Source organism: Ralstonia pickettii (genome assembly GCF_030582395.1).
GTDB classification, from domain to species: domain Bacteria; phylum Pseudomonadota; class Gammaproteobacteria; order Burkholderiales; family Burkholderiaceae; genus Ralstonia; species Ralstonia pickettii_D.
This window is the reverse complement of record NZ_CP104381.1, coordinates 409887-431473: the sequence shown is the minus strand read 5'-3', so window position 1 is coordinate 431473 and position 21587 is coordinate 409887. Positions and strand designations below refer to the sequence as shown.

Annotated in this window: 23 protein-coding genes and 1 other RNA gene; 13 read left to right on the top strand and 11 right to left on the bottom strand. The window is 64.7% G+C overall.

Translation table 11 applies throughout. The annotated features are described in order from the left end of the window. Positions 1-134 precede the first annotated feature (134 nt). From N5B55_RS02035 to N5B55_RS01985, 11 genes are all read left to right on the top strand, one after another. The gene (locus tag N5B55_RS02035) at positions 135-1523 is read left to right on the top strand and encodes an aminopeptidase P N-terminal domain-containing protein (protein ID WP_304538970.1); all 1389 of its coding nucleotides are present in this window, start codon (positions 135-137) and stop codon (positions 1521-1523) included. Then, on the top strand, positions 1520-2755 hold the full coding sequence (locus N5B55_RS02030; RefSeq protein WP_304538969.1) for a UbiH/UbiF/VisC/COQ6 family ubiquinone biosynthesis hydroxylase: 1236 nt from the start codon (positions 1520-1522) through the stop codon (positions 2753-2755). The genes N5B55_RS02035 and N5B55_RS02030 overlap by 4 nt, the downstream gene beginning before the upstream one ends. Positions 2756-2758: 3 nt before the next feature. Further along, complete coding sequence (locus tag N5B55_RS02025) at positions 2759-4042, top strand: NAD(P)/FAD-dependent oxidoreductase (protein WP_304538968.1); 1284 nt, start codon at positions 2759-2761, stop codon at positions 4040-4042. Between the two features lie 196 nt (positions 4043-4238). Further along, positions 4239-5306 (top strand): tRNA dihydrouridine synthase DusB, encoded by a 1068-nt coding sequence (gene dusB, locus N5B55_RS02020; RefSeq protein ID WP_304538967.1) that lies wholly within the window; start codon positions 4239-4241, stop codon positions 5304-5306. Continuing rightward, positions 5303-5536 carry a Fis family transcriptional regulator gene (locus N5B55_RS02015; protein ID WP_004635563.1) on the top strand — a complete coding sequence of 78 codons (234 nt, stop codon included), beginning with the start codon at positions 5303-5305 and terminating at the stop codon, positions 5534-5536. The genes dusB and N5B55_RS02015 overlap by 4 nt, the downstream gene beginning before the upstream one ends. A 96-nt stretch (positions 5537-5632) precedes the next feature. After that, the gene (purH, locus tag N5B55_RS02010; RefSeq protein ID WP_304538966.1) at positions 5633-7207 is read left to right on the top strand and encodes a bifunctional phosphoribosylaminoimidazolecarboxamide formyltransferase/IMP cyclohydrolase; all 1575 of its coding nucleotides are present in this window, start codon (positions 5633-5635) and stop codon (positions 7205-7207) included. A gap of 83 nt (positions 7208-7290) precedes the next feature. Further along, on the top strand, positions 7291-7836 hold the full coding sequence (gene ruvC / locus N5B55_RS02005) for a crossover junction endodeoxyribonuclease RuvC (RefSeq protein WP_012761187.1): 546 nt from the start codon (positions 7291-7293) through the stop codon (positions 7834-7836). Between the two features lie 79 nt (positions 7837-7915). Further along, on the top strand, positions 7916-9055 hold the full coding sequence (locus N5B55_RS02000; RefSeq protein WP_304538965.1) for a glycerophosphodiester phosphodiesterase: 1140 nt from the start codon (positions 7916-7918) through the stop codon (positions 9053-9055). Positions 9056-9154: 99 nt separating this feature from the next. Further along, positions 9155-9736 (top strand): Holliday junction branch migration protein RuvA, encoded by a 582-nt coding sequence (ruvA, locus tag N5B55_RS01995; protein WP_304538964.1) that lies wholly within the window; start codon positions 9155-9157, stop codon positions 9734-9736. Between the two features lie 64 nt (positions 9737-9800). Next, positions 9801-10877, top strand: coding sequence for a Holliday junction branch migration DNA helicase RuvB (gene ruvB, locus N5B55_RS01990; RefSeq protein ID WP_154206339.1), 1077 nt, complete (start codon positions 9801-9803; stop codon positions 10875-10877). Between the two features lie 15 nt (positions 10878-10892). After that, positions 10893-11603, top strand: coding sequence for a queuosine precursor transporter (locus N5B55_RS01985; protein WP_154206338.1), 711 nt, complete (start codon positions 10893-10895; stop codon positions 11601-11603). Here the strand turns inward: N5B55_RS01985 and N5B55_RS01980 are convergent. Genes N5B55_RS01980 through tyrS form a run of 3 tightly spaced genes read right to left on the bottom strand, consistent with a single transcriptional unit; the run spans position 11600 to position 14074 of the window. Further along, positions 11600-12280: a histidine phosphatase family protein gene (locus tag N5B55_RS01980; protein WP_065859166.1), complete on the bottom strand. Its 681-nt coding sequence runs from the start codon at positions 12278-12280 to the stop codon at positions 11600-11602. The two genes, N5B55_RS01985 and N5B55_RS01980, sit on opposite strands and share 4 nt — an antisense overlap. A gap of 19 nt (positions 12281-12299) precedes the next feature. Beyond that, the gene (gene dtd / locus N5B55_RS01975; protein WP_012761182.1) at positions 12300-12812 is read right to left on the bottom strand and encodes a D-aminoacyl-tRNA deacylase; all 513 of its coding nucleotides are present in this window, start codon (positions 12810-12812) and stop codon (positions 12300-12302) included. After that, entirely contained in the window at positions 12809-14074 is a 1266-nt protein-coding gene (gene tyrS / locus N5B55_RS01970; RefSeq protein ID WP_304538963.1) for a tyrosine--tRNA ligase, read from the bottom strand. Before tyrS ends, dtd begins: the two co-directional genes overlap by 4 nt. Positions 14075-14249: 175 nt before the next feature. Here tyrS and N5B55_RS01965 point away from each other — a divergent pair, with 175 nt between their 5' ends. Next, entirely contained in the window at positions 14250-15404 is a 1155-nt protein-coding gene (locus N5B55_RS01965; protein ID WP_304538962.1) for an anhydro-N-acetylmuramic acid kinase, read from the top strand. Positions 15405-15469: 65 nt separating this feature from the next. On the opposite strand, the gene erpA is transcribed toward N5B55_RS01965, so the two are convergent. From erpA to rplM, 5 genes are all read right to left on the bottom strand, one after another. Then, positions 15470-15844, bottom strand: coding sequence for an iron-sulfur cluster insertion protein ErpA (gene erpA / locus N5B55_RS01960; RefSeq protein WP_004633183.1), 375 nt, complete (start codon positions 15842-15844; stop codon positions 15470-15472). Positions 15845-15970: 126 nt separating this feature from the next. Continuing rightward, positions 15971-16375, bottom strand: coding sequence for a bactofilin family protein (locus tag N5B55_RS01955; RefSeq protein ID WP_012761179.1), 405 nt, complete (start codon positions 16373-16375; stop codon positions 15971-15973). A gap of 43 nt (positions 16376-16418) precedes the next feature. Then, positions 16419-17174: a DUF6776 family protein gene (locus N5B55_RS01950; protein WP_012761178.1), complete on the bottom strand. Its 756-nt coding sequence runs from the start codon at positions 17172-17174 to the stop codon at positions 16419-16421. A 230-nt stretch (positions 17175-17404) separates the two neighbouring features. Further along, positions 17405-17797, bottom strand: coding sequence for a 30S ribosomal protein S9 (gene rpsI, locus N5B55_RS01945; RefSeq protein ID WP_004633190.1), 393 nt, complete (start codon positions 17795-17797; stop codon positions 17405-17407). Positions 17798-17809: 12 nt separating this feature from the next. Continuing rightward, positions 17810-18238 carry a 50S ribosomal protein L13 gene (rplM, locus tag N5B55_RS01940; protein ID WP_009239122.1) on the bottom strand — a complete coding sequence of 143 codons (429 nt, stop codon included), beginning with the start codon at positions 18236-18238 and terminating at the stop codon, positions 17810-17812. A 701-nt stretch (positions 18239-18939) separates the two neighbouring features. Between rplM and N5B55_RS01935 the strand changes: the two genes are divergently transcribed. After that, entirely contained in the window at positions 18940-19386 is a 447-nt protein-coding gene (locus N5B55_RS01935) for an OsmC family protein (RefSeq protein WP_004633197.1), read from the top strand. 1 nt (position 19387) lies between these two features. Here the strand turns inward: N5B55_RS01935 and rnpB are convergent. The 3 genes from rnpB to pyrC all read right to left on the bottom strand — a co-directional run bounded on the left by rnpB (position 19388) and on the right by pyrC (position 21582). Next, positions 19388-19729: RNase P RNA component class A (gene rnpB / locus N5B55_RS01930), an RNA gene on the bottom strand. Positions 19730-19742: 13 nt separating this feature from the next. Next, the gene (locus N5B55_RS01925; RefSeq protein WP_369812436.1) at positions 19743-20540 is read right to left on the bottom strand and encodes a DUF3025 domain-containing protein; all 798 of its coding nucleotides are present in this window, start codon (positions 20538-20540) and stop codon (positions 19743-19745) included. Positions 20541-20547: 7 nt separating this feature from the next. Beyond that, positions 20548-21582, bottom strand: a complete 1035-nt coding sequence (gene pyrC, locus N5B55_RS01920; protein WP_304538961.1) for a dihydroorotase — start codon at positions 21580-21582, stop codon at positions 20548-20550. Positions 21583-21587: the final 5 nt, after the last annotated feature.

Sequence of the window (21587 nt, the reverse complement as noted above, 5' to 3'; positions counted from 1 at the left end):
CGCCGCCCGAGACTTTAGGAGACGCCGTCCGCACCGCACAAGTCTCCTTTTGGGTGTAGCGATGCCCCCCTCCCAGTGCCCGCCAAGCGCGGCGTTACAATCGATGCATCCTTTCTGTCGCTGGAAAACACGCCATGTCCGCCACCGAACTCGCTTTCCTCCAGACCTATCGCCAGCGCCGCGAACGCGTCGTGCAGTGGCTGCGCACTGCATCGGGTGGTCGTGGCGGAGTCGCCATCGTGCCGACCGCGCCCGAAGCGATGCGCAACCGCGACAGCGACTACCCCTACCGGCACGACAGCTACTTCTATTACCTGACCGGCTTTACCGAGCCCGAAGCGGTGCTCGCCATCGTTGTGCCCGCGGGCAACGCGCCGGCGCGCAGCGTGCTGTTCTGCCGCCCGAAGCATGAGGAGCGCGAAATCTGGGACGGCTTCCGCTTCGGCCCGGAAGCCGCGAAGGACGCCTTCGGCCTGGAAGAAGGGCACTCGGTGGAAGACATTGATGCGACGCTGCCCAAGTTACTCGCCAATGCAGGTGCCGTGGCCTATCCGCTCGCCGAGAGCAGTGCGTTCGATCGCCGCATGCGCCGCTGGCTCGATGCAGTGCGCATGCAAGGCCGCGCGGGGGTGTCGTCGCCGCACCAAGCCCTGGACGTGCGCGCGATCCTCGATGAGATGCGGCTGTTCAAGGACGCAAGCGAACTTGACATCATGCGCCGTGCCGGACGCATCTCTGCCGGGGCGCACGTGCGCGCCATGCAGGCGTCGCGTGCCGGGCTGCGTGAATACCATCTCGAAGCGGAACTGCTATACGAATTCCGCCGCCACGGCGCGCAGAGCGTTGCCTACAACTCCATCGTGGCGACGGGCCCGAACGCGTGCGTACTGCACTACCGCGCCGGCAATGCAGAACTGCGCGACGGCGATCTCTGCCTGATCGATGCCGGCTGTGAACTGGATGGCTACGCGTCAGACATCACGCGCACGTTCCCGGTCAATGGCCGCTTCACCGGCCCGCAACGCGAACTGTATGAGCTTGTGGTGGCCGCGCAGGAAGCCGCCCTTGCGCAGACGCGCCCCGGCGTGCCTTACAACGTGCCGCACGATGCCGCCACCCGCGTGCTGGCCCAAGGCATGCTCGACACCGGCCTGCTCGACGCAAACAAGGTCGGCACGCTCGATGACGTGATCGCCGGCGGCCAATACCGTCAGTTCTACATGCACCGCACCGGCCACTGGCTCGGCATGGACGTGCACGACGTGGGGGAATACCGCACGCCCGGCACCGTTGCCCCGGCTGAAGGCGAACGCCCGTGGCGCCCGCTGGAAGCCGGCATGGTGCTGACCGTCGAACCCGGGATCTACGTGCGCCCCGCGCCCGGCGTGCCGGAACAGTATTGGCACATCGGCATCCGCATTGAAGACGACGCCATCGTCACGCCCGAAGGGTGCGAAATCATCACGCGCGACGTGCCGGTGGCCCCAGACGAAATCGAACTGGTGATGCGGAGCCGCGCATGACCGGGAGCATCACAGCGAACAGCGCCGCGCCGGAGTTCGACGTCGCCATCGTCGGCGCAGGCCCCGTCGGGCTGGCGCTGGCGAACTGGTTGCTGCGCGACACCGACTTGCGCATCGCCCTGTTCGACGCGCGCGATGCTGAAGCCGCCGCGCGAGACCCGCGCGCGCTGGCGCTCTCGCATGGCTCGCGCGTGCTGCTGCAGGAGATTGGCGGCTGGCCTACGCGCGCCACGCCCATCACGCACATCCATGTCTCGCAGCGCGGCCACTTCGGGCAGGCGCATATCCGCCGCGAAGACTACGACGTCCCCGCGCTCGGACACGTCGTGCAATACGGCGACCTGAGCGCCGCGCTCAACGCCGCACTCGCCACGCTGGTGGCACGCTACCCGATGCGCCTCACCCGCTACGACCACACGCCCGTGGAGCGCGTCGAGCAACTGCCGCGCGCCGACGGCACGGTGGCCCCGGCACGCGTGCGGGCGCTGCGCGAGGGGCGCCATCCGCTGGCCATCGAAACCGAAGTCGTCATCCAGGCCGAAGGCGGCTTGTTTGACGACGCACGCAAGCAGCAACGCGGCATTGCACAGGCGCGGCGGCGCGATTACGGCCAGACCGCCATCGTCGCGCACGTGCGCTGCAGCGCCCCGCTGGAAGGCTGGGCGTGGGAGCGCTTCACGCCCGAAGGCCCGCTCGCGTTGTTGCCGCAGGATGATGCGCACGGTCCCGGCTACGCGCTCGTCTGGTGCTGCGCGCCCGACGAAGCGCGCCGACGCGCAGCCTTGCCCGACGACGCCTTCCTTGCTGAGTTGGGCGCTGCCTTCGGTGAGCGCATGGGCCACTTCACCCACGCCAGTCCGCGCCACACATTCGCGCTTGGGCTGCACGCCCAGCGCATTCCGGTCGACCGCCGTGTCGCCGCCATCGGCAATGCCGCGCAGACGATTCACCCCGTGGCAGGCCAGGGCTTCAACCTCGGCCTGCGCGATGCGTTCGAGATGGCGCGCGCGCTTCGGGAAGGGGCCACGGCAGCCACCCTCGCCCGCTTCGCCCGCGAACGCGCGTTCGACCGCGCCGTCACCATCGGTCTGACCGATTTGCTGCCGCGCGCGTTTGCCGTGCCGGGCCGGCCGTTTGGCCACCTGCGGGGCGCGGCGCTGACGCTGCTGGAATGCCTGCCGCCGCTCAAGCACGGGCTGGCGCGGCAAATGATGTTCGGGCAGCGGGGCTAACGCGTGGCAACACCCGAGGGCAGCGCTGCGGGCGATCGCCACCAGATCACCGTGATTGGCGCCGGCATTGTCGGCACGGCGTGCGCCCTGCAATTGCAACGTGATGGCCATCAAGTCACGCTGCTCGATCAGGCCGGCATTGGCGAGGGTTGCTCGTTCGGCAACGCAGGCTGCCTGAGCGTGGCGTCGGTCGTGCCGATGGCGCTGCCGGGCATGCTCAAGCAGGTACCGAAATGGCTGGCCGATCCGATGGGACCGCTGACGGTGCGTTGGCCCTATCTGCCGCGCGCGCTGCCGTGGCTGCTGCAATGGGTGCTCGCGGGCAACGAGGCGCAGGCCCGCGCGACCGCGCAGCCGCTGGCGAGTCTCTTCAGCGCGACCTTCCCCGGTTATCGCCACCTGCTCGACGCCGCGCAATATGACGACCTGATCCGCCAGACGGGCCACCTGTATGTGTGGCGCACGCTGGCGCGTTCGTCGGGCGACGTGCTGGCGCAGTCCATTCGCGATGCGACGGGCGTGCGCTCGCAAGCCCTGAGCGCCGGTGAAGCGCGCGAACTGGAGCCCGCACTGGCCGCCGACATCCAATCCGGTCTGCTGCTGCCCGACAACGGCTTCACAGTGAATCCGGAACGGCTGGTCAAGACGCTGGCAGCCAACTTTGCGGCGGCCGGGGGCACCTTCCTGCGCCGCAAGGTGTTGGACATGGAATTCGGCCGCAGCGACTACGGCGGCCCGACTCGGCTGCACACCGATCGCGGCACGCTGCCCGTGTCGAAACTGGTGCTGTGCGCCGGTGCTTGGTCGATGCGGCTGGGCGCGAAACTCACCAGCATCCGCATTCCGCTCGACACGGAACGCGGCTATCACGCCACGCTGCGCGCGCCCAGCGTGCAGCCTTCACGGCCGATCATGGATTGCGAGCGCAAGTTCATCGCCACGCCCATGGAAGGCGGCTTGCGGATTGCCGGCACCGTGGAGATCGGTGGGTTGGACGCGCCGCCCGACTACCGCCGCGCCCGCGTCCTCATGCAACAGGGCCAGCAGCTCTTCCCCGGCCTAGGCTTTACGGACGACAGCCAATGGATGGGCCATCGGCCCTCTCTACCCGACAGCCTGCCCGTGATCGACCGCTCGGAGCGCCACCGCAACGTGTTTTTTGCATTCGGGCACGGCCACCTGGGCATGACGGGGGCGCCGGGTACAGCCCGACTCATCGCCGATCTGATCAGCGAGCGCACGCCTTTCATCGACGCCCGCCCCTACGGCCTGCACCGTTTCCAATAACACCAGCCACGGCAAAAACCGCGCCGCCGATCGCACTGCGGCATAGTTTGTGCACAACATTTAGGCAATCCGGCGGTTTGGCGGTAAAATCCCGTCCTCGCATTTTTTCACTCCCGTCGCTCCGCCCGATCGTCATCCGACGCTGGGCGGGAGGGGTGATTTTTCGTTTCTTCCAGCCGCTTCTTCTTCGCCAGCCTTGCAGATCGGACCGCATACCCTTCGCAACAACCTGTTCGTCGCCCCCATGGCGGGCGTGACGGACCGCCCGTTCCGTCAGCTGTGCAAACGGCTGGGCGCGGGCTATGCGGTGTCCGAGATGGTCGCGTCCAACGCGCAGTTGTGGAAAAGCGAGAAGACCATGCGGCGCGCCAACCACACGGGCGAGGTCGAACCGATTGCCGTGCAGATTGCCGGTGCCGAGCCGATGATGATGGCCGAGGCCGCGCGCTACAACGTCGATCGCGGTGCGCAGATCATCGACATCAACATGGGCTGCCCTGCCAAGAAGGTATGCAACGTGGCCGCCGGTTCCGCTCTGCTGCAGAACGAGCCGCTGGTCCAGCGCATTGTCGAGGCCGTGGTCGGTGCGGTGGGCGATCGCGTGCCGGTGACGCTGAAGATCCGCACCGGTTGGGACCGCGAACACCGCAATGCCCTCACCGTAGCGCGCATTGCGCAGGATGCCGGCATCAGCATGTTGACCGTGCACGGCCGCACGCGTGCCGATCTGTACCACGGTGAAGCGGAATACGACACCATCGCCGCGGTCAAAGCGTCGGTGCGCATTCCGGTAGTGGCCAATGGCGATATCACCACACCGGCCAAGGCCAAGCACGTGCTGGCCGTGACCGGCGCCGACGCCATCATGATCGGCCGCGCGGCGCAGGGGCGCCCGTGGCTGTTCCGCGAGATCGAGCATTTCCTGCAGACCGGCACGCTGCTGCCCGCGCCGGAAGTGGAAGAGATCCGCGGCATCATGAATGCGCATCTGGAAGAGCACTACGCGTTCTATGGCGAATACACCGGCGTGCGCACCGCACGCAAGCACATCGCCTGGTACACGCGTGGGTTGGCGGGGGCCAACCTGTTCCGCCACCGCATGAACACCATCGAGGACACCGCGGCCCAGCTGGCCGCCGTCAACGCGTTCTTCGACGAGCAGCGTGCGCTGTCCGACCGTCTGGTCTACGAAGACCAGGCGACCGGTGGCGACCGCCCCACGACGGGCAACAACGACAACAACAAGGAACTGCTTGCCGCATGAGCCGCAACCCGATCGAACGTTGCATCCGCGACAGCCTGGATGCGTATTACCGTGACCTGGACGGTGAGAACCCCTCCAACGTCTACGACATGGTGCTGCAGGCCATTGAACGGCCGCTGCTGGAAACCGTGATGGAATGGGCTTCCAACAACCAGTCGCAGGCGGCCGACTACCTCGGCATCAACCGCAATACGCTGCGCAAGAAGTTGCAGCAGCACGGCCTCATCTGAAGTTGCTGGCCGGCCTTTGAACCGATTTCCTTTCTGACGGCGCCTCCTGCCAGTTCGGCAAACCCAGCGCCACACCCGCCCACCGGCGTTTCCACCATGATCCAGCAAGCCCTGCTTTCCGTTTCCGACAAGACCGGCATCGTCGACTTTGCCCGTGCCCTGCACGAGCGCGGCGTCAAGCTCCTCTCCACCGGCGGCACCGCCAAGCTGCTTGCCGAATCCGGCCTGCCCGTGACGGAAGTGGCGGACTACACCGGCTTTCCGGAAATGCTCGACGGCCGCGTCAAGACGCTGCACCCGAAGGTGCACGGCGGCATCCTGGCCCGCCGCGACCTGCCTGAGCACATGGCCGCGCTGTCCGAACACAGCATCCCGACCATCGACCTGCTGGTGGTGAACCTGTACCCGTTCCAGCAGACGGTGGCCAAGGACGAATGCACGCTGGCCGACGCCATCGAGAACATCGACATCGGCGGCCCGACCATGCTGCGCTCGGCGGCCAAGAACCATCGCGACGTGACGGTGATCGTCGATCCGGCCGACTACGCCACCGTGCTGGCCGAAATGCAAGCCAACAACAACACGGTCGGCTACGAGACCAACTTCATGCTGGCCAAGAAGGTGTTTGCGCACACCGCCCAGTACGACGGCGCGATCACCAACTACCTGACGAGCCTCGGCGCCGACAAGTCGCACAGCACGCGCAGCGCCTATCCGCAAACGCTGAACCTCGCCTTCGAAAAGGTGCAGGAGATGCGCTACGGCGAGAACCCGCACCAATCCGCCGCCTTCTATCGCGACCTCAAGGCCGTCGACGGCGCGCTCGCCAACTACACGCAACTGCAGGGCAAGGAGCTGTCGTATAACAACATCGCCGACGCCGATGCTGCGTGGGAATGCGTGAAGTCGTTCGACCCCGCCAAGGGCGCCGCCTGCGTCATCATCAAGCATGCCAACCCCTGCGGCGTGGCCATCGGCGTCACCGCCCAAGAGGCGTATGAGAAGGCGTTCAAGACCGACTCCACCTCGGCCTTCGGCGGCATCATCGCCTTCAACGTGCCGTTGGATGATGCGGCCGCACAGGTGGTGGCTAAACAGTTCGTAGAAGTGCTGATCGCCCCGGGCTTCTCGGAAGGCGCACGGGCCGTGTTCGCGGGCAAGCAGAACGTCCGCGTGCTGGAAATTCCGCTCGGCAAGGGCGTGAACGCATTCGACTTCAAGCGCGTTGGCGGCGGCCTGCTGGTGCAGAGCCCGGATGCCAAGAACGTGCAGCCGAGCGAGCTGCGCGTGGTCACCAAGCGCCACCCGACGCCGAAGGAAATGGACGATCTGATGTTTGCCTGGCGCGTCGCCAAGTTCGTCAAGTCCAACGCCATCGTGTTCTGCGGCGGCGGCATGACGCTGGGCGTGGGCGCCGGCCAGATGAGCCGTGTGGACTCGGCCCGCATCGCCAGCATCAAGGCGCAGAACGCCGGCCTGACGCTGGCCGGTTCGGCTGTGGCATCGGATGCGTTCTTCCCGTTCCGCGACGGCCTGGACGTGGTGGTAGATGCTGGCGCCTCCTGCGTGATCCAGCCGGGCGGCTCGGTACGCGACGATGAAGTGATCGCCGCCGCCGACGAGCGCAACGTGGCGATGATCTTCACCGGCACCCGCCACTTCCGCCACTAAACGGCCCGGTGGTTCGACCGATCAGCGGGGCAAGGCGTAGACTGGCGCCTGCCCCGTTTTTCTTTTCTGCTCCGCTCCATTTCATGCGCATTCTCGGCATCGATCCCGGCCTTCGCACCACGGGTTTCGGCGTGCTCGAACGGCACGGGCACAAGCTCGTCTACGTGGCCTCGGGCACGATCAAGAGCAATGGCAATGCCGACCTGCCCAGCCGTCTGAAGACGCTGTATGACGGTGTCTCCGAACTGGTGAGCACCTACCGGCCGGACTGCGCTTCCATCGAAAAGGTGTTCGTCAACGTCAACCCGCAGTCGACGCTGCTGCTGGGCCAGGCCCGCGGCGCGGTGATCTGCGGCCTGATGAGCGGCAACCTGCCCGTGTTCGAGTACACCGCGCTGCAGCTGAAGCAGGCCGTGGTCGGCTATGGCCGCGCCAACAAGGACCAGGTGCAGGAAATGGTCGTGCGCTTGCTCAACCTCGCAGGCAGGCCGGGCGCCGATGCGTCCGACGCGCTGGGCGTGGCGATCTGCCATGCGCACGGCGGTGAGACGCTGGCCGCCATGGCCGGTCTGGCGCCGCAGCTTGCGCAAAAGGGGCTGCGCGTGCGGCGCGGCCGCCTCGTCGGCTGACAGGATTCTCAAAGCCGGCGGGGTAGCAGCATCCAGGCACGGCGACTACCATGCGGGTACCCGTCTTCAGGAGCCTCCGATGCCTCGCCGCCTCATCCTGCCGACCTTGCTGATCTTGAGTACGTCCGTCGCCCTCTCCGCCTGCCGGCTGGAGTACCACCACGGCAGCGGTGGCGGTGGCAACACCGCGCCCATCGCCACCCTCCAGGTGATCGGCCATCGCGGTGCATCCGCATTGCGGCCGGAACACACGCTGGCCTCGTACCAGAAAGCCATCGACGACGGCGCCGATATCATCGAGCCGGATCTCGTCTCTACCAAAGACGGCGTGCTGGTTGCGCGCCACGAGAACGAAATCTCCGGCACGACCAACGTGGCCGACGTGGCCGCGTTTGCCGGCCGCAGGACCACCAAGACGATCGACGGCCAGAGCGTCACGGGCTGGTTCACCGAAGACTTCACGCTTGGCGAATTGAAAACGCTGCGCGCACGCGAACGCATCCCGAGCATCCGTCCTGACAACGTTGCCTACAACGATCAGTTCGACATTCCCTCGCTCGACGAGATCATCGCGCTGGCGCGGGACCAATCCGCCAAGCTCGGCCGCAACATCGGCATCTATCCGGAGACGAAGCACCCGACGTACTTCCAGTCGATCGGCCTGCCGCTCGAAGACAGGCTGATCGACGGCCTGCGCCGTGACGCGTTCACGGCCAGCCGCACGACGGTCTACATCCAGTCGTTCGAGGTCGCCAACCTCAAGGCCATTCGCAACAAGATCGGCAGCAGCCAACCGAACTGGAAACTCGTGCAGCTGATGGGCACATCCGGACGACAGCCCTACGATTTTGTAGTCGCCAAAGACAGCCGTACCTTCGGCGACATGATGACGAGCCAAGGCATGCGCGACATCGCCGCATACGCCAACGGCGTCGGCCCGGACAAGAGCAGCATCATGGGCCTGGATGCGAACGGCAAGCTGACCGATCCGACCGACCTGATCCGCAACGCGCACAACGCCGGGCTGATTGTCCATCCGTACACGTTCCGTCCGGAGAACACCTTTCTGCCGCCGTCGCTGCGCAGCGGTGCGGACAACACGCGCAACGTCAACGGCTCGATTACCGAGATCCAGGCGTTCCTGCGTGCGGGCGTGGACGGCTTCTTCACGGATGATCCTGCCGTCGGGCGGCAGGCCGTGTCGACCTTCAAACGCTAGCCTTCGCGCATCGGAGCCGTAGGCAGCGGCCGAGCCCGGACCGGGCCGTGCGGTGGGTTTGGGCTACACTGCGTCCCGTTTTGGAGGAGAACCCCACCCATGATCGGACGCATCGCCGGGACGCTGATCGAAAAGAACCCGCCGCATCTGCTGGTCGATTGCCACGGCGTCGGCTACGAAATCGACGTGCCGATGAGCACGTTCTACAACCTGCCCGCCACCGGCGAGAAGGTCGTCCTGCTCACGCAGCAGATCGTGCGCGAGGACGCGCACCTGCTCTACGGTTTCGGCACCGCCGCCGAACGTGAAACCTTCCGCCAGCTCATCAAGATTTCAGGCATCGGCGCCCGCATCGCGCTGGCGGTGCTGTCGGGTATGTCGGTGGCCGAGCTCGCGCAGGCCGTCACGCTGCAGGAAGCCGGGCGCCTGACGCGCATCCCGGGCATCGGCAAGAAGACGGCCGAGCGCCTGTTGCTCGAACTCAAGGGCAAGCTTGGCGCTGATCTGGGTGCGGTGCCCGCCGGCCCCGCCGTCTCGGACGACGCGGTCGACGTGCTCAACGCCCTGCTGGCGCTGGGGTATTCCGACAAGGAAGCGGCGCTCGCCATCAAGCAGGTGCCGGCCGGCACGGGCGTATCCGAGGGGATCAAGCTGGCCCTCAAGGCGCTGTCCAAGGGCTGACGCCCGCGGCGCGGCAAGACGGTAGAATGGCCTGCTCGCGCCTTCCCGGCGCCGTCTGCCCGTCATGATCGAAACCGACAAGCTCGCCGCCAAGGCTGTCTCTGCTGAGCGCATCATCTCAGCCTCCCCCGCCTCCCCCAATGAGGAGGCGTTCGAGCGCGCGCTGCGCCCCAAGCTGCTCGACGAATACGTCGGTCAGGAAAAGGTGCGCGGCCAGCTCGACATCTTCATGACCGCAGCCAAGAACCGCAGCGAAGCGCTGGACCACGTGCTGCTGTTCGGGCCGCCGGGTCTCGGCAAAACGACGCTGGCGCACATCATCGCGCGCGAAATGGGCGTCAACCTGCGCCAGACTTCCGGCCCCGTGCTGGAGCGCCCGGGCGATCTGGCCGCGCTGCTCACGAACCTCGAAGCCAACGACGTCCTCTTCATCGACGAAATTCATCGGCTCTCGCCCGTTGTGGAAGAAATCCTGTACCCGGCGCTGGAGGACTACCAGATCGACATCATGATCGGCGAGGGCCCGGCGGCGCGCTCGGTCAAGCTCGATCTGCAGCCCTTTACGCTCGTGGGCGCCACGACGCGCGCCGGCATGCTGACCAACCCGCTGCGTGATCGCTTCGGGATCGTCGCGCGTCTGGAGTTCTATACGCCGGCCGAACTGGCGAAGATCGTCACGCGCTCGTCGGGGCTGCTGAACGCCCACATCGTGGACGAAGGCGCGTTGGAAATTGCCAAGCGCTCGCGCGGCACCCCTCGTATCGCCAACCGTCTGCTGCGCCGCGTGCGCGACTTCGCCGAGGTCAAGGCCGACGGCGTTATCACACGTGAGGTAGCCGATGCCGCGCTGGCCATGCTCGACGTGGATGCGGTCGGCTTCGACCTGATGGACCGCAAGCTGCTCGAAGCGATCCTACACAAGTTCAATGGCGGGCCGGTCGGCATCGACAACCTGGCAGCCGCCATCGGCGAAGAGCGCGACACCATTGAAGACGTGCTCGAGCCCTACCTGATCCAGCAAGGCTATCTGCAGCGCACGCCGCGCGGACGTGTGGCCACGGCTTCGGCATACCAGCATTTTGGGCTGGGCGCCCCCAAGAGCAGCGCGGGCCCTGACCTCTGGGACGACACCAACAACTGAGCATCGGCCGCCGCCATGACCACCCAAAGTCCTCAGCGCAACTTCCGCTACTACGACTTCGTGATGGCCGCCTTCGTGACGGTGCTGCTGTGCTCCAACCTGATCGGCGCGGCCAAAGCGGCACAGGTCACGCTGCCGGTTCTGGGATCGGTCACGTTTGGCGCTGGCGTGCTGTTCTTCCCGATCTCGTACATCTTTGGCGACATCCTCACCGAGGTCTACGGCTACGGGCGCGACCGGCGCGTGGTGTGGGCGGGATTTGCTGCGCTGATCTTTGCGTCGTTCATGTCGCTGGTCGTGCTGGCGCTGCCGGTGGCGCCCTTCATGGCCGGTTATCAGAAGAGCCTGAACGACGTATTCGGCAACACGCCGCGCATCGTCGCCGGGTCGCTCATCGCGTTCTGGTGCGGCAGCTTTGCCAACAGCTACACGCTGGCGAAGATGAAGATCGCGACGGAAGGAAAATGGCTGTGGACGCGCATCGTCGGGTCCACCGTGGTGGGCGAGGCGGTCGATTCGTCGCTGTTCTACGTGATCGCCTTCTACGGCATCTGGCCGCATGAACAGGTGCTGCGCGTGGCCATCGCGCAATACATTCTCAAGACCGGCTGGGAAATCGTCGCAACGCCGCTCACCTACCGCGTCGTCGCCTTCCTCAAGCGTGCCGAGAACGAGGATTACTATGACCGCGACACCAATTTCACGCCGTTCCGGCTGAAGGTTTAAGGAACGCGGCGGTCCACCTCGTCGAGCACCAGCAGATCCAGGTGCGCGACATCTCCCCATTGCAACACGGTCAGTTGATGACCATCGGATGAAAGCCGGTTGATGCTCGCGTTGCGCAGCTCATGCCGGCGCGGCTCGGTCAGCGTCATGGCGTTGGCGTGGCGAAACAAGCAATCGAGCACGCCGCCGTGGCTGACCAGCGCAATGCGCTCGCCGGGGTGGCGACGGATCAGGCGGAGCGCTGTCTCGACCGCACGTTCGTGGAATTCAGTGAGCGTCTCGCCGCCGGGCGGGGCGAATTCGGGCACGCGGTTCTGCCAGGCATCAAAGTCGGCCGGATGCTGTGCGGCGACTTCTGCGTAAGTCAGCCCTTCGAACTGGCCGTAGCAGCGCTCGCGCAAACCTTCGTCGTCGCGCACGGTCACGCCCACTTCATCTGCCAGCGCCTGCGCCGTCTGCCTGGCCCGCGAGAGATCGCTCGCATAGACCGCATCGAAACGCTCCCGTGCCAGCGCCCTGCCAAGCTGCGCCGCTTGCTCCAGCCCTTGCGTATTCAGGGGCACATCGAGTTGGCCTTGCAGGCGACGCTCACGGTTCCAGTCGGTCTCGCCGTGCCGGATAAGCACGATGTGGGTGATCTGCGGCATCGGCAGGGGGATGGCGGCGGCGCGTGGCATCACAAGGTTCCTGGACGAGTCAGACAGATTTGGCCACGTCCGGCGTGGCTGTCTTTGCAGCAGATGCAGCAGCTTGCGGCGCAACCTGCAACCAAAACGTGACCGGGCCATCGTTGACGAGCGACACCTTCATGTCGGCACCAAACTCGCCCGTCGCCACGATCGGGTGCTGCGCACGCGCGCGCGCCACGAAGTGTTCGTACAGGCGGCGGCCATCTTCCGGCGGCGCGGCGGGGGTAAAGCTCGGCCGCGTGCCGGACTTGGTGTCGGCCGCCAGCGTGAACTGCGACACCACCAGCAAGCCGCCTGCCTGCCCGTTGCCGTCGATATTGCGCACGGGCAGGTTCATCTTGCCCTGCGCGTCGGAGAAGACGCGGTAGTTCAGCAGCTTCTCGAGCAGACGATCGGCCTCTGCAGCGGTGTCACCGCGCTCCGCACAGACAAGCGCGAGCAGGCCCGGGCCGATCTCGCCGACGACGCGGCCGTCCACACGGACCGCGGCCTCGGACACACGCTGGATCAGTCCGATCACTTCAGCACCACGCGCGCAAAGCGACGCTTGCCGACCTGCATCACAAACGTGCCGGCGTCGATCTTCAAGGCCTTGTCGCTGACGACAGTGCCGTCGATCTTCACGCCGCCCTGCTCGATGTTGCGGTTGGCGTCCGACGTGGACGGGCACAGCCCGGCCTGCTTGAGCAGTTGAGCAATGCCCAGCGGTGCGCCCGACAATTCAATCTGCGGAATGTCGTCCGGCACACCGCCGCGTGCGCGGTGGTTGAAGTCTTCCAGGGCGCGTTCGGCGTCCGCCTGGCTGTGGAAGCGCGCAACGATCTCCTGCGCCAGCATCACCTTGCAATCGCGCGGGTTGCGGCCCAGCGCGATCTCTTGCTTCATCAAGTCGATCTCGGCCAAGGGGCGGAACGACAGCAGGGTGTAGTACGTCCACATCAGGTCGTCGGAGATGCTCATCAGCTTGCCGAACATCTCGTTCGGCGCCTCACTGATACCGACGTAGTTGCCCTTGGACTTGGACATCTTCTCGACGCCGTCCAGGCCAACCAGCAGCGGCATCGTCAGGATGCACTGCGGCTCCTGGCCGTATTCCTTCTGCAGTTCGCGGCCGACCAGCAGGTTGAACTTCTGGTCGGTGCCGCCCAGTTCCAGATCGGACTTGAGCGCGACCGAGTCGTAGCCCTGCATCAGCGGGTAAAGGAATTCATGCACCGAGATCGGCACGCCGGCCTTGTAGCGCTTGGTGAAGTCATCGCGCTCCATCATGCGGGCGACGGTGTACTTGGCGGCGAGCTGGATGATGCCGCGCGCGCCCAGCGGGTCGCACCACTCGCTGTTGTAGCGGATCTCGGTCTTGCTCGGGTCCAGAACCATGCTGGCCTGGCGGTAGTACGTCTGCGCGTTGGTCTCGATCTGCTCGCGCGTGAGCGGCGGGCGCGTGGCGTTGCGGCCGGACGGGTCACCAATGGTCGAAGTGAAGTCGCCGATCAGGAAAATCACTTGGTGGCCCAGGTCCTGCAACTGGCGCATCTTGTTGAGCACCACCGTGTGGCCGATGTGGATGTCAGGCGCCGTGGGATCCAGGCCCAGCTTGATGCGCAGCGGCACACCCGTCGCGGCGCTCTTGGCCAGCTTCTGCTCCCACTCGGCAGCGATCAGCAATTCGTCGCAGCCGCGCAGCGACACTTCCATCGCGTGCGCCACCTCCGGGGTGACCGGATACTTTGGTTTGCCCGGCGTAGCGTTGTCGGAAGCGGCGGAAGTGGCAGATGCAGTCATGGCAAAAGGAAAGGTCACCGCGCCGCACAGGGAAAACGGCGCGAACGGATCAACAATCAGGGAAAAGGTGCGTGCACGATGGCCGACATCAATTGAAGCGTGCCGGCCGCGCGATCCGGGGATTTTACCGTGATGTGTCCATTTGGCCTGCCATTGCGCTGGTAAGCTGTCGCGCATGAGCCATCCGAACCACACCGCACTCTCTACCGATCGCTACATCGGCCTCATGTCGGGCACCAGCCTGGATGGCGTCGATGGCGTACTGGCGGACTTTTCCGGCGAAACCCCGACCGTCCTCGCCGACGCGTACGTGCCCTTCTCGCCCGAGTTGCGCCAGCGCTTCCTGGACCTGCAACGCGCCGGCCACGACGAGATCCATCGTGAGGCGCTGGCCGCCAATGCGCTGGCCATGGCCTACGCCGACTGCGTTGCCCGATTGCTTGCCGCAACCGGCCTGGCCGCGCAGGACGTGCGGGCCATCGGCGCGCACGGGCAGACCATCCGTCATCAGCCCGGCACCCACGATGGCATCGGCTACACGCGCCAAACGCAGCACCCGGCGGTGTTGGCCGAGCGCACCGGCATCGATGTCATTGCCGATTTTCGCAGTCGCGACATCGCCGCCGGCGGCCAAGGCGCCCCCCTCGTTCCCGCACTGCATCGCGCGCTGTTCGGCCTGCCCGATGCCTGGCGAGTGGTCTGCAACATTGGCGGCATCGCCAATCTCACTGTCTTGCCGCCGCAGAATTCGAACGCGCGCGACGCCGTACTTGGCTTCGACTGCGGCCCGGGCAACGCGCTGATGGACTATTGGGTTCAAATGCACCGCGATACCCGCTACGACGCCGACGGCGCCTGGGCCCGCAGCGGACACGTCGACGAGATGCTCCTTGCGCGCTTGAAGGCTGAACCGTTCTTCGCGGCGCTGCCGCCCAAGAGCACCGGCCGCGACCTGTTCAACCCGGCATGGCTGCAACAAATCCTCGGCGATGCGCTGAACACCGCGCGCCCCGAGGATGTTCAAGCCACGCTGCTCGCGCTCACGGCCGACACCATCACCGATGCCGTACGTACCCATGCGCCACAGGCGGCGTCACTACTGGTCTGTGGTGGTGGCGCCCGCAACGGCGCGCTGATGGCACGCATCGCGCAGCAATTACCGGGGGTGCAAGTCGCTCCGACGGAGGTGTTCGGTGTGCCCGCACATCACGTGGAGGCGCTCGCATTCGCGTGGCTCGCGCGCCAGTGCGTGCTCCGCGCCCACGGCAATCTGCACACCGCGACCGGCGCATCGGGCGGTCGCATCCTCGGCGCGATCTACCCGGCTTGAGCCCCAATCTGCAGCCAACAAAAAAGCGCACCGAAGTGCGCTTTTTCTTTTACAGCGATATGGCGTCAGACCGAGAACGACGAGCCGCAACCACACGTGGTCGAGGCATTCGGGTTCTTGATGACGAACTGCGCGCCGTTGATGTCTTCCTTGTAGTCGATCTCGGCGCCCACCAGGTATTGGTAGCTCATCGAGTCGATCAAGAGCGAGACGCCATTCTTCGTCATCGTCGTATCGTCTTCGTTGGTCTCTTCGTCAAAGGTGAAGCCATACTGGAAGCCCGAGCACCCGCCGCCTTGCACGAACACGCGCAGCTTCAACTCCGGGTTACCTTCTTCTTCAATCAGTTGCTTGACCTTGTCCGCAGCGCTGTCTGTAAAGACCAGCGGAGCCGGAACCTCGTTCACATCGGGCGTGGCTGCCTGCGCGACTGCGTTCATGAAAATCTCCTGTGGGAACGTCTGAAACTTGCCTGTATTTTAAGCGCAAGCTGCAAATCGTGCCGAAGCCCCGCGTTTCAAGTGGGCATTGTGCGGTGCGCCAGCAACGGCCGGTGCGGGATGTGATCAGTCCTGGTTGGAGGCCAGCTTGAGGTTGGGCAGCAGCTTCACATCGCCAGGCGCCGCGTGCGTCAGCGTGCCCATGACGACTGCACCTTGGTGCATTTCCAGCGCCGCATATTGGACGTTGCCCTCAATGCGCGCCTTCGGTTGCAGTTCCAGCAGCTCCGCCACGTGCACCGGGCCAACCACCGTTCCGTTCAGGATCAGATGGCCGACGTGCACCTCCCCCTCGACACGCGCACTGTCGGTAATCACCAACATGCTGGGCTTGTCAGGATCGCCGTAGATGTTGCCCTTGATCTCGCCATCAATCCGCAGACCGCCCGAGAAACGCAGATCCCCCTCCAGCTTGGTACGGGCACCCAGTAGCGTTTCGATCGCTAGCCCTTTCTTTTTGCCAAACAGCATCGTCGTCTCCTCTGTGTACGGATCCTCGACAGGACAATGCCCGTCAGATGGAAAAACTCTGGCTCGCTTTGATCTTGCCGTTCTGCAGCACTTTCACCATCACCGATTGCACCGTGGCGCCGGGGGGCACGTCCACCCAGCCCTCGAGGCGCTGGTAGTGCGTGAGCTTGACGCGGGCGCTGGTCGCAGGTGATCCACTCGCTGCGGCGCCCGGGAAATCGATCGTAGCAGGTTTGCCACCCTGCACTACGTTAAGCGTGAGCGCCAGTTGCCCCTCGAATTCGGACACCGGCGCGAAGGCCTTGCCGCCGCCTTGCATCAGCAGAACCCGGAACCGCATGCGCGTCGGCTGCGCCTCGTCCGGCGCGATGCGGAAGCTGCGCACGTAGATACCAGCGGAATTGGTGGGGGCAGGCAACAGACTGTCAAAGAACGCCAGATCCTCCTTCAACTGAGCATTTTCAGTCTCCAGTGCCTTGAGTTGCTCGGCCATCTGTGCCTGAGCCCCTTCGGCGATCCCCAGACGGGCATCCACCGTGCCGGCCGATGCGGAAAGCTTGTCGCGCTCGGCCTGCACGGCGGCCAACTTGGCAGCCAGCTCGCGATTCATTGCGCGCAAATCGGCATCGTGCGGCCCGGTCAGTCGGCGCCCTTCTTCGAACGCCCACAGCGCCGCGGCTGCCGCCAGCCCCAGTACGACCGCGACCAGCAAAACTGTTACTGGCCAAGGCAGGCGCGAACGGACAGTGACGTTCGGCGCGAGCACGGAAGCGCGACGCAACAAGCGACGCGCCTTCATGCGCGCACCTCCTGGCCCGTCTTGCGGATCAGAATCGGATTAGGAGAAACAGCGGATTGCATCATACGGGCAGAACGCTAACGAAATGTGAATTGTAGTCCTGCAGACATGTCGGAGCTGTTGCAAAGGGTAAGCAACGCGCCCAAAACATCACACCGTTTAGTTCGAACGCTCAAAACAAAAAACCACACCCGAGGGTGTGGTTCTTTGCTGAAGCAGGTGGAAGCGGATTAACGCTTCGAGAACTGCTTGGCGCGGCGGGCCTTGCGCAGACCAACCTTCTTACGCTCGACTTCACGTGCATCGCGCGTCACCAGACCGGCCTTCGACAGGGCGGGCTTGAGCGTTGCATCGTAATCGATCAGGGCGCGGGTGATGCCGTGACGCACGGCACCGGCTTGGCCGGTTTCACCGCCACCGACCACGTTCACCTTGATGTCGAACGTAGCGGCGTGGTTGGTCAGTTCCAGCGGCTGACGCACGATCATCAGCGAGGTTTCACGAGCGAAGTACTCGTTGATGGCCTTGCCGTTGACGATGATGTCGCCCTTGCCGGACTTGATGAAGACACGTGCCACAGCGCTCTTGCGGCGGCCGGTGCCATAGTTCCAGTTTCCGATCATGGATTAGGCCCCTTAGATTTCCAGCGCTTTCGGCTGCTGAGCTTCGTGCGGATGCGAGCCTTCGGCGTAAACTTTCAGCTTCTTGATCATCGCGTAGCCCAGCGGACCCTTCGGCAGCATGCCCTTCACAGCCTTTTCCAGGGCACGGCCCGGGAAACGCTGCTGCATCTTGCCAAACGTCGTTTCGTAGATACCGCCCGGGTAACCCGAGTGGCGATAGTACTTCTTGTCGGTCGTCTTGGCGCCCGTCACGCGCAGCTTGGCTGCGTTGATGACGATGATGAAATCGCCGGTATCGACGTGCGGAGTGAATTCGGGCTTGTGCTTGCCGCGCAGTCGGTGTGCCACTTCGCTGGCGACACGCCCGAGGACCTTGTCCGTCGCGTCAATCACGTACCAATCGCGCTTCACCTCATGGGGCTTTGCGGAAAAGGTCTTCATGATTTTTCCAAATATTGAGTCAGTGCCCGAGTGGACCCGTATCGCGCTGAGAACTTGCGTTCAGACTGCTCACGAACGGATCGTCTTGCGGACGCCTGCGCAACCTTATGCAAGGTCATCGCCGGCCCGCCTTCCCGCTTGTTGGTGCGGGCTCTCTGGATTTCTTTTCCGCGGGCAATCCGGAAAAGATTTCAATTGTACCCCGCGCAGACCTCTTGACACAAGAAAAAAGGGGCGCTCGAGTCGGGTGGACGAAAAAAAACCCAAGCTATCAAGCTTGGGTTTGAATCCACCAAAGGAGGAGGGTGGAGGAGACACCTGCTGATCGTTGACTTGGTGGGTTGCACCGCATCAGTCGATCCAATGGTGCAAATTATATCTACTTCTGGGGCACGCGCAAGGAAATTTGCACTACGAAATTGCATTTCGTAATACGGAATACGAATCAGGTGAGCGATGATGAAATATTTCCTTTATAAATCAATAGGTTGATAGCAATCCCCGCCAACCCAGTCAGCCTACGCTAGAGCTATTCTTCAAATCCAGGCGCCATTTTGGCGCACAAGTGACGGGTTGCACCTTTTCGCACGGGCGTCACTGTCAAGCCGCGTTCACCCTAGGCATGCCAACGCGTGCGAGGGCCGATGGCTACAATGTGGCTTTTCGTCGGCGCTGGCCGACCCTCTGCACAAGGATTGGACATGGATTGCACTGTGAGCTGGACCGGCCCGGATGGCATGGCCTTTTTGGCGGAAACCGGCAGCGGCCACCTCGTCACGATGGATGGTGCGCCGGACGGGGGTGGCCGCAATTTGGCACCGCGCCCCATGGAAATGGTCTTACTGGGCACCGGCGGCTGCACAGCCTATGACGTGGTGCTGATCCTGAAGCGGGGTCGCCAGGACGTGCAGGGCTGCAGCGTCAAGCTGCACGCCGACCGCGCCGAGACCGACCCCAAGGTTTTCACGCGCATCCACTTCACCTTCACGGTGACGGGGCGCAATCTGAAACGGGAAACGGTGGAGCGCGCGGTACAGCTTTCGCACGAGAAGTATTGCTCGGCGTCGATCATGCTGGCCAAGACGGCCGAGATTACGCACTCGTTGGAACTGGTGGACCTCGCCACGCAGCCAACGGCATCGGAATAAGAAGCGAAGCGGACCGATAAGCCGGATTCTGTGCGCCGCGTGGCCGAAACCAGCGGCGTGACAACCATTCCTCTAGACCGGCTGTTGCCAGCCGGCTCAAGCTCCCTACCCGCAGACTCAGCGAGCCGCTTCATCGCCTGCTTACTTGGGATTGCTCCGGGTGGAGGTTACCGCGTTTCACCCTTCGCCCTGACCGAAGCCGGGGCGAAGACTCGTCTCTGTGGCCCTATTCCGCACGTCACCGTGGATGGTCGTTAGCCATCACCCTGCTCTATGGAGTCCGGACTTTCCTCCCCTTCCGCTCGCACGAGGCGGCGGAAGCAGCGGTTGTCTGGTCCGCTTCGCGAGGCGCGAGTCTAGCACTGTTCAGGTATGAAGCGCCGCCGGCCGGGCCGAAAGACCGCTGTATCCAGATAGAAGCCGGCGTCTTCATTGGCATCGCACCAACCTGGGATCCCCATGACCGGCAACGGACGGAAATTGCCCGGCGCGAGATCGGCGTGCAGGAGCGTCGCGGCCAGCGCAGCGTCGAGGGACGGGTGGTCCGCCGGCAACGCCGCCACATGCACCGGCCATGCATGGGCGGTGATCGACTTGTAAGGCGCCACCAGCTTCTCCAGCAGCGCATGGCCGAACGGCAGAACGGCGCACGTCGCGTCCCACTGTGCCCTTCCCTCTACGAACAGGTCGCGCCAATCGAAAGCGGTCAGACTGCGCTCCGGGGCAGCTTCGGTATGCACGAAGATCAGGGCGTTTTCGTCGAACAGGGTGGCGGCATCGCGGACGGTGCCGCGTGCCGCGCCAATCCCGTCCTGCGTAATCGCCCGCGCCTGACGCGCATTGAGTGCCGCTTTGGCAAGCGGCCAATGCAACCAGATCAGGGCGTTGAAAAAGTCGTGGAGATTGTCCCGCGTTGGCACCTCGCCGGTGGCGGCGATGTGTGCTTCGTAGGCGATGCCGGCCAGCAAGGCATCTTGCGGCACGAAGCGCAGGGCATGGCCGCCGGCGGTACGGATTGCCTGCGCGGCCGGATGTGCGTTCAGCGCGTCTCTAAGATCAGACCCGCCCTCAATCGCGCGTGCAATTGGGGCGCCGATCGGTTCCAACGGTGCGAACGCCGGATGGCTCCAGTCGATCGCACCCAAGCATTCCACTGCCAAATCAGACCGACTTCCAGCGCAGCATCTCGCCGCCGCGCAGTGGCACCAGCGTCTGCTCGCCGAACGGGACTTCGGCGGGAAGCTGCCATTGCGAACGCGTGAGCGTGAGCGTGCCGGCGTTGCGCGGCAGGCCGTAGAAGTCAGGGCCGTGCAGGCTCGCGAAGCCTTCCAGCTTGTCGAGTGCGTTGGCGTCTTCAAAGGCCTCGGCGTACAGCTCCATGGCGTGCAGTGCGGTGTAGCAGCCGGCGCAGCCGCAGGCGTGTTCCTTGACGCCCTTGGCGTGCGGCGCGCTGTCGGTGCCAAGGAAGAACCGCGGGTGACCCGAGGTGGCCGCTGCCACCAGCGCCAGGCGGTGCGTTTCACGCTTGAGCACCGGCAGGCAGTAGTAATGCGGGCGAATACCGCCGACGAACAGCGCATTGCGGTTGTACAGCAGATGATGCGCGGTGATGGTCGCGCCAACCGGGCCTTCCGCATCGCGCACGTATTCGGCAGCGTGCTTGGTGGTGATGTGCTCGAACACGGCCTTCAGCGCGGGGAAGTCGCGGCGCAGGGGCAGCATCACCGTGTCGATGAAGACCGCCTCGCGGTCGAAAATGTCGACGGTGGGGTCGGTCACCTCGCCGTGCACGAGCAGCGGCATGCCGACTTCCTGCATCGCTTCAAGCGTCTTGGCGCAGCGGCGCAGATCGGTCACGCCGGCATCGCTGTTTGTGGTGGCGCCGGCCGGATACAGCTTCACGCCGTGGATGAAACCACTGGCCTTCGCTTCGCGGATCACCTCGGGCGAGGTGTTGTCGGTGAGGTACAGCGTCATCAGCGGCTCGAACTGCGTGCCCGCCGGCAGCGCGGCAAGGATGCGTTCGCGGTAGGCCCGCGCCTGCGCGGTCGTGGTCACCGGCGGCTTGAGGTTAGGCATGATGATCGCCCGGCCGAACTGGCGCGCGGTGTCGCCCACCACATCGGCGAGCGCATCGCCGTCGCGCAGGTGCAGGTGCCAGTCATCGGGGCGGACGATCGTAAGAGTGTCGGTCATGGTGC

Bases quoted from the DNA above. Each gene is read 5' to 3' on its own strand.
- N5B55_RS02035 (WP_304538970.1), top strand. From the start codon at position 135: ATGTCCGCCACCGAACTCGCTTTCCTCCAGACCTATCGCCAGCGCCGC.
- N5B55_RS02030 (WP_304538969.1), top strand. From the start codon at position 1,520: ATGACCGGGAGCATCACAGCGAACAGCGCCGCGCCGGAGTTCGACGTC.
- N5B55_RS02015 (WP_004635563.1), top strand. From the start codon at position 5,303: ATGAGCCGCAACCCGATCGAACGTTGCATCCGCGACAGCCTGGATGCG.
- purH (WP_304538966.1), top strand. From the start codon at position 5,633: ATGATCCAGCAAGCCCTGCTTTCCGTTTCCGACAAGACCGGCATCGTC.
- ruvC (WP_012761187.1), top strand. From the start codon at position 7,291: ATGCGCATTCTCGGCATCGATCCCGGCCTTCGCACCACGGGTTTCGGC.
- N5B55_RS02000 (WP_304538965.1), top strand. From the start codon at position 7,916: ATGCCTCGCCGCCTCATCCTGCCGACCTTGCTGATCTTGAGTACGTCC.
- ruvA (WP_304538964.1), top strand. From the start codon at position 9,155: ATGATCGGACGCATCGCCGGGACGCTGATCGAAAAGAACCCGCCGCAT.
- ruvB (WP_154206339.1), top strand. From the start codon at position 9,801: ATGATCGAAACCGACAAGCTCGCCGCCAAGGCTGTCTCTGCTGAGCGC.
- N5B55_RS01985 (WP_154206338.1), top strand. From the start codon at position 10,893: ATGACCACCCAAAGTCCTCAGCGCAACTTCCGCTACTACGACTTCGTG.
- N5B55_RS01980 (WP_065859166.1), bottom strand. From the start codon at position 12,280: ATGCCACGCGCCGCCGCCATCCCCCTGCCGATGCCGCAGATCACCCAC.
- tyrS (WP_304538963.1), bottom strand. From the start codon at position 14,074: ATGACTGCATCTGCCACTTCCGCCGCTTCCGACAACGCTACGCCGGGC.
- N5B55_RS01965 (WP_304538962.1), top strand. From the start codon at position 14,250: ATGAGCCATCCGAACCACACCGCACTCTCTACCGATCGCTACATCGGC.
- erpA (WP_004633183.1), bottom strand. From the start codon at position 15,844: ATGAACGCAGTCGCGCAGGCAGCCACGCCCGATGTGAACGAGGTTCCG.
- N5B55_RS01955 (WP_012761179.1), bottom strand. From the start codon at position 16,375: ATGCTGTTTGGCAAAAAGAAAGGGCTAGCGATCGAAACGCTACTGGGT.
- N5B55_RS01950 (WP_012761178.1), bottom strand. From the start codon at position 17,174: ATGAAGGCGCGTCGCTTGTTGCGTCGCGCTTCCGTGCTCGCGCCGAAC.
- rpsI (WP_004633190.1), bottom strand. From the start codon at position 17,797: ATGATCGGAAACTGGAACTATGGCACCGGCCGCCGCAAGAGCGCTGTG.
- rplM (WP_009239122.1), bottom strand. From the start codon at position 18,238: ATGAAGACCTTTTCCGCAAAGCCCCATGAGGTGAAGCGCGATTGGTAC.
- N5B55_RS01935 (WP_004633197.1), top strand. From the start codon at position 18,940: ATGGATTGCACTGTGAGCTGGACCGGCCCGGATGGCATGGCCTTTTTG.
- pyrC (WP_304538961.1), bottom strand. From the start codon at position 21,582: ATGACCGACACTCTTACGATCGTCCGCCCCGATGACTGGCACCTGCAC.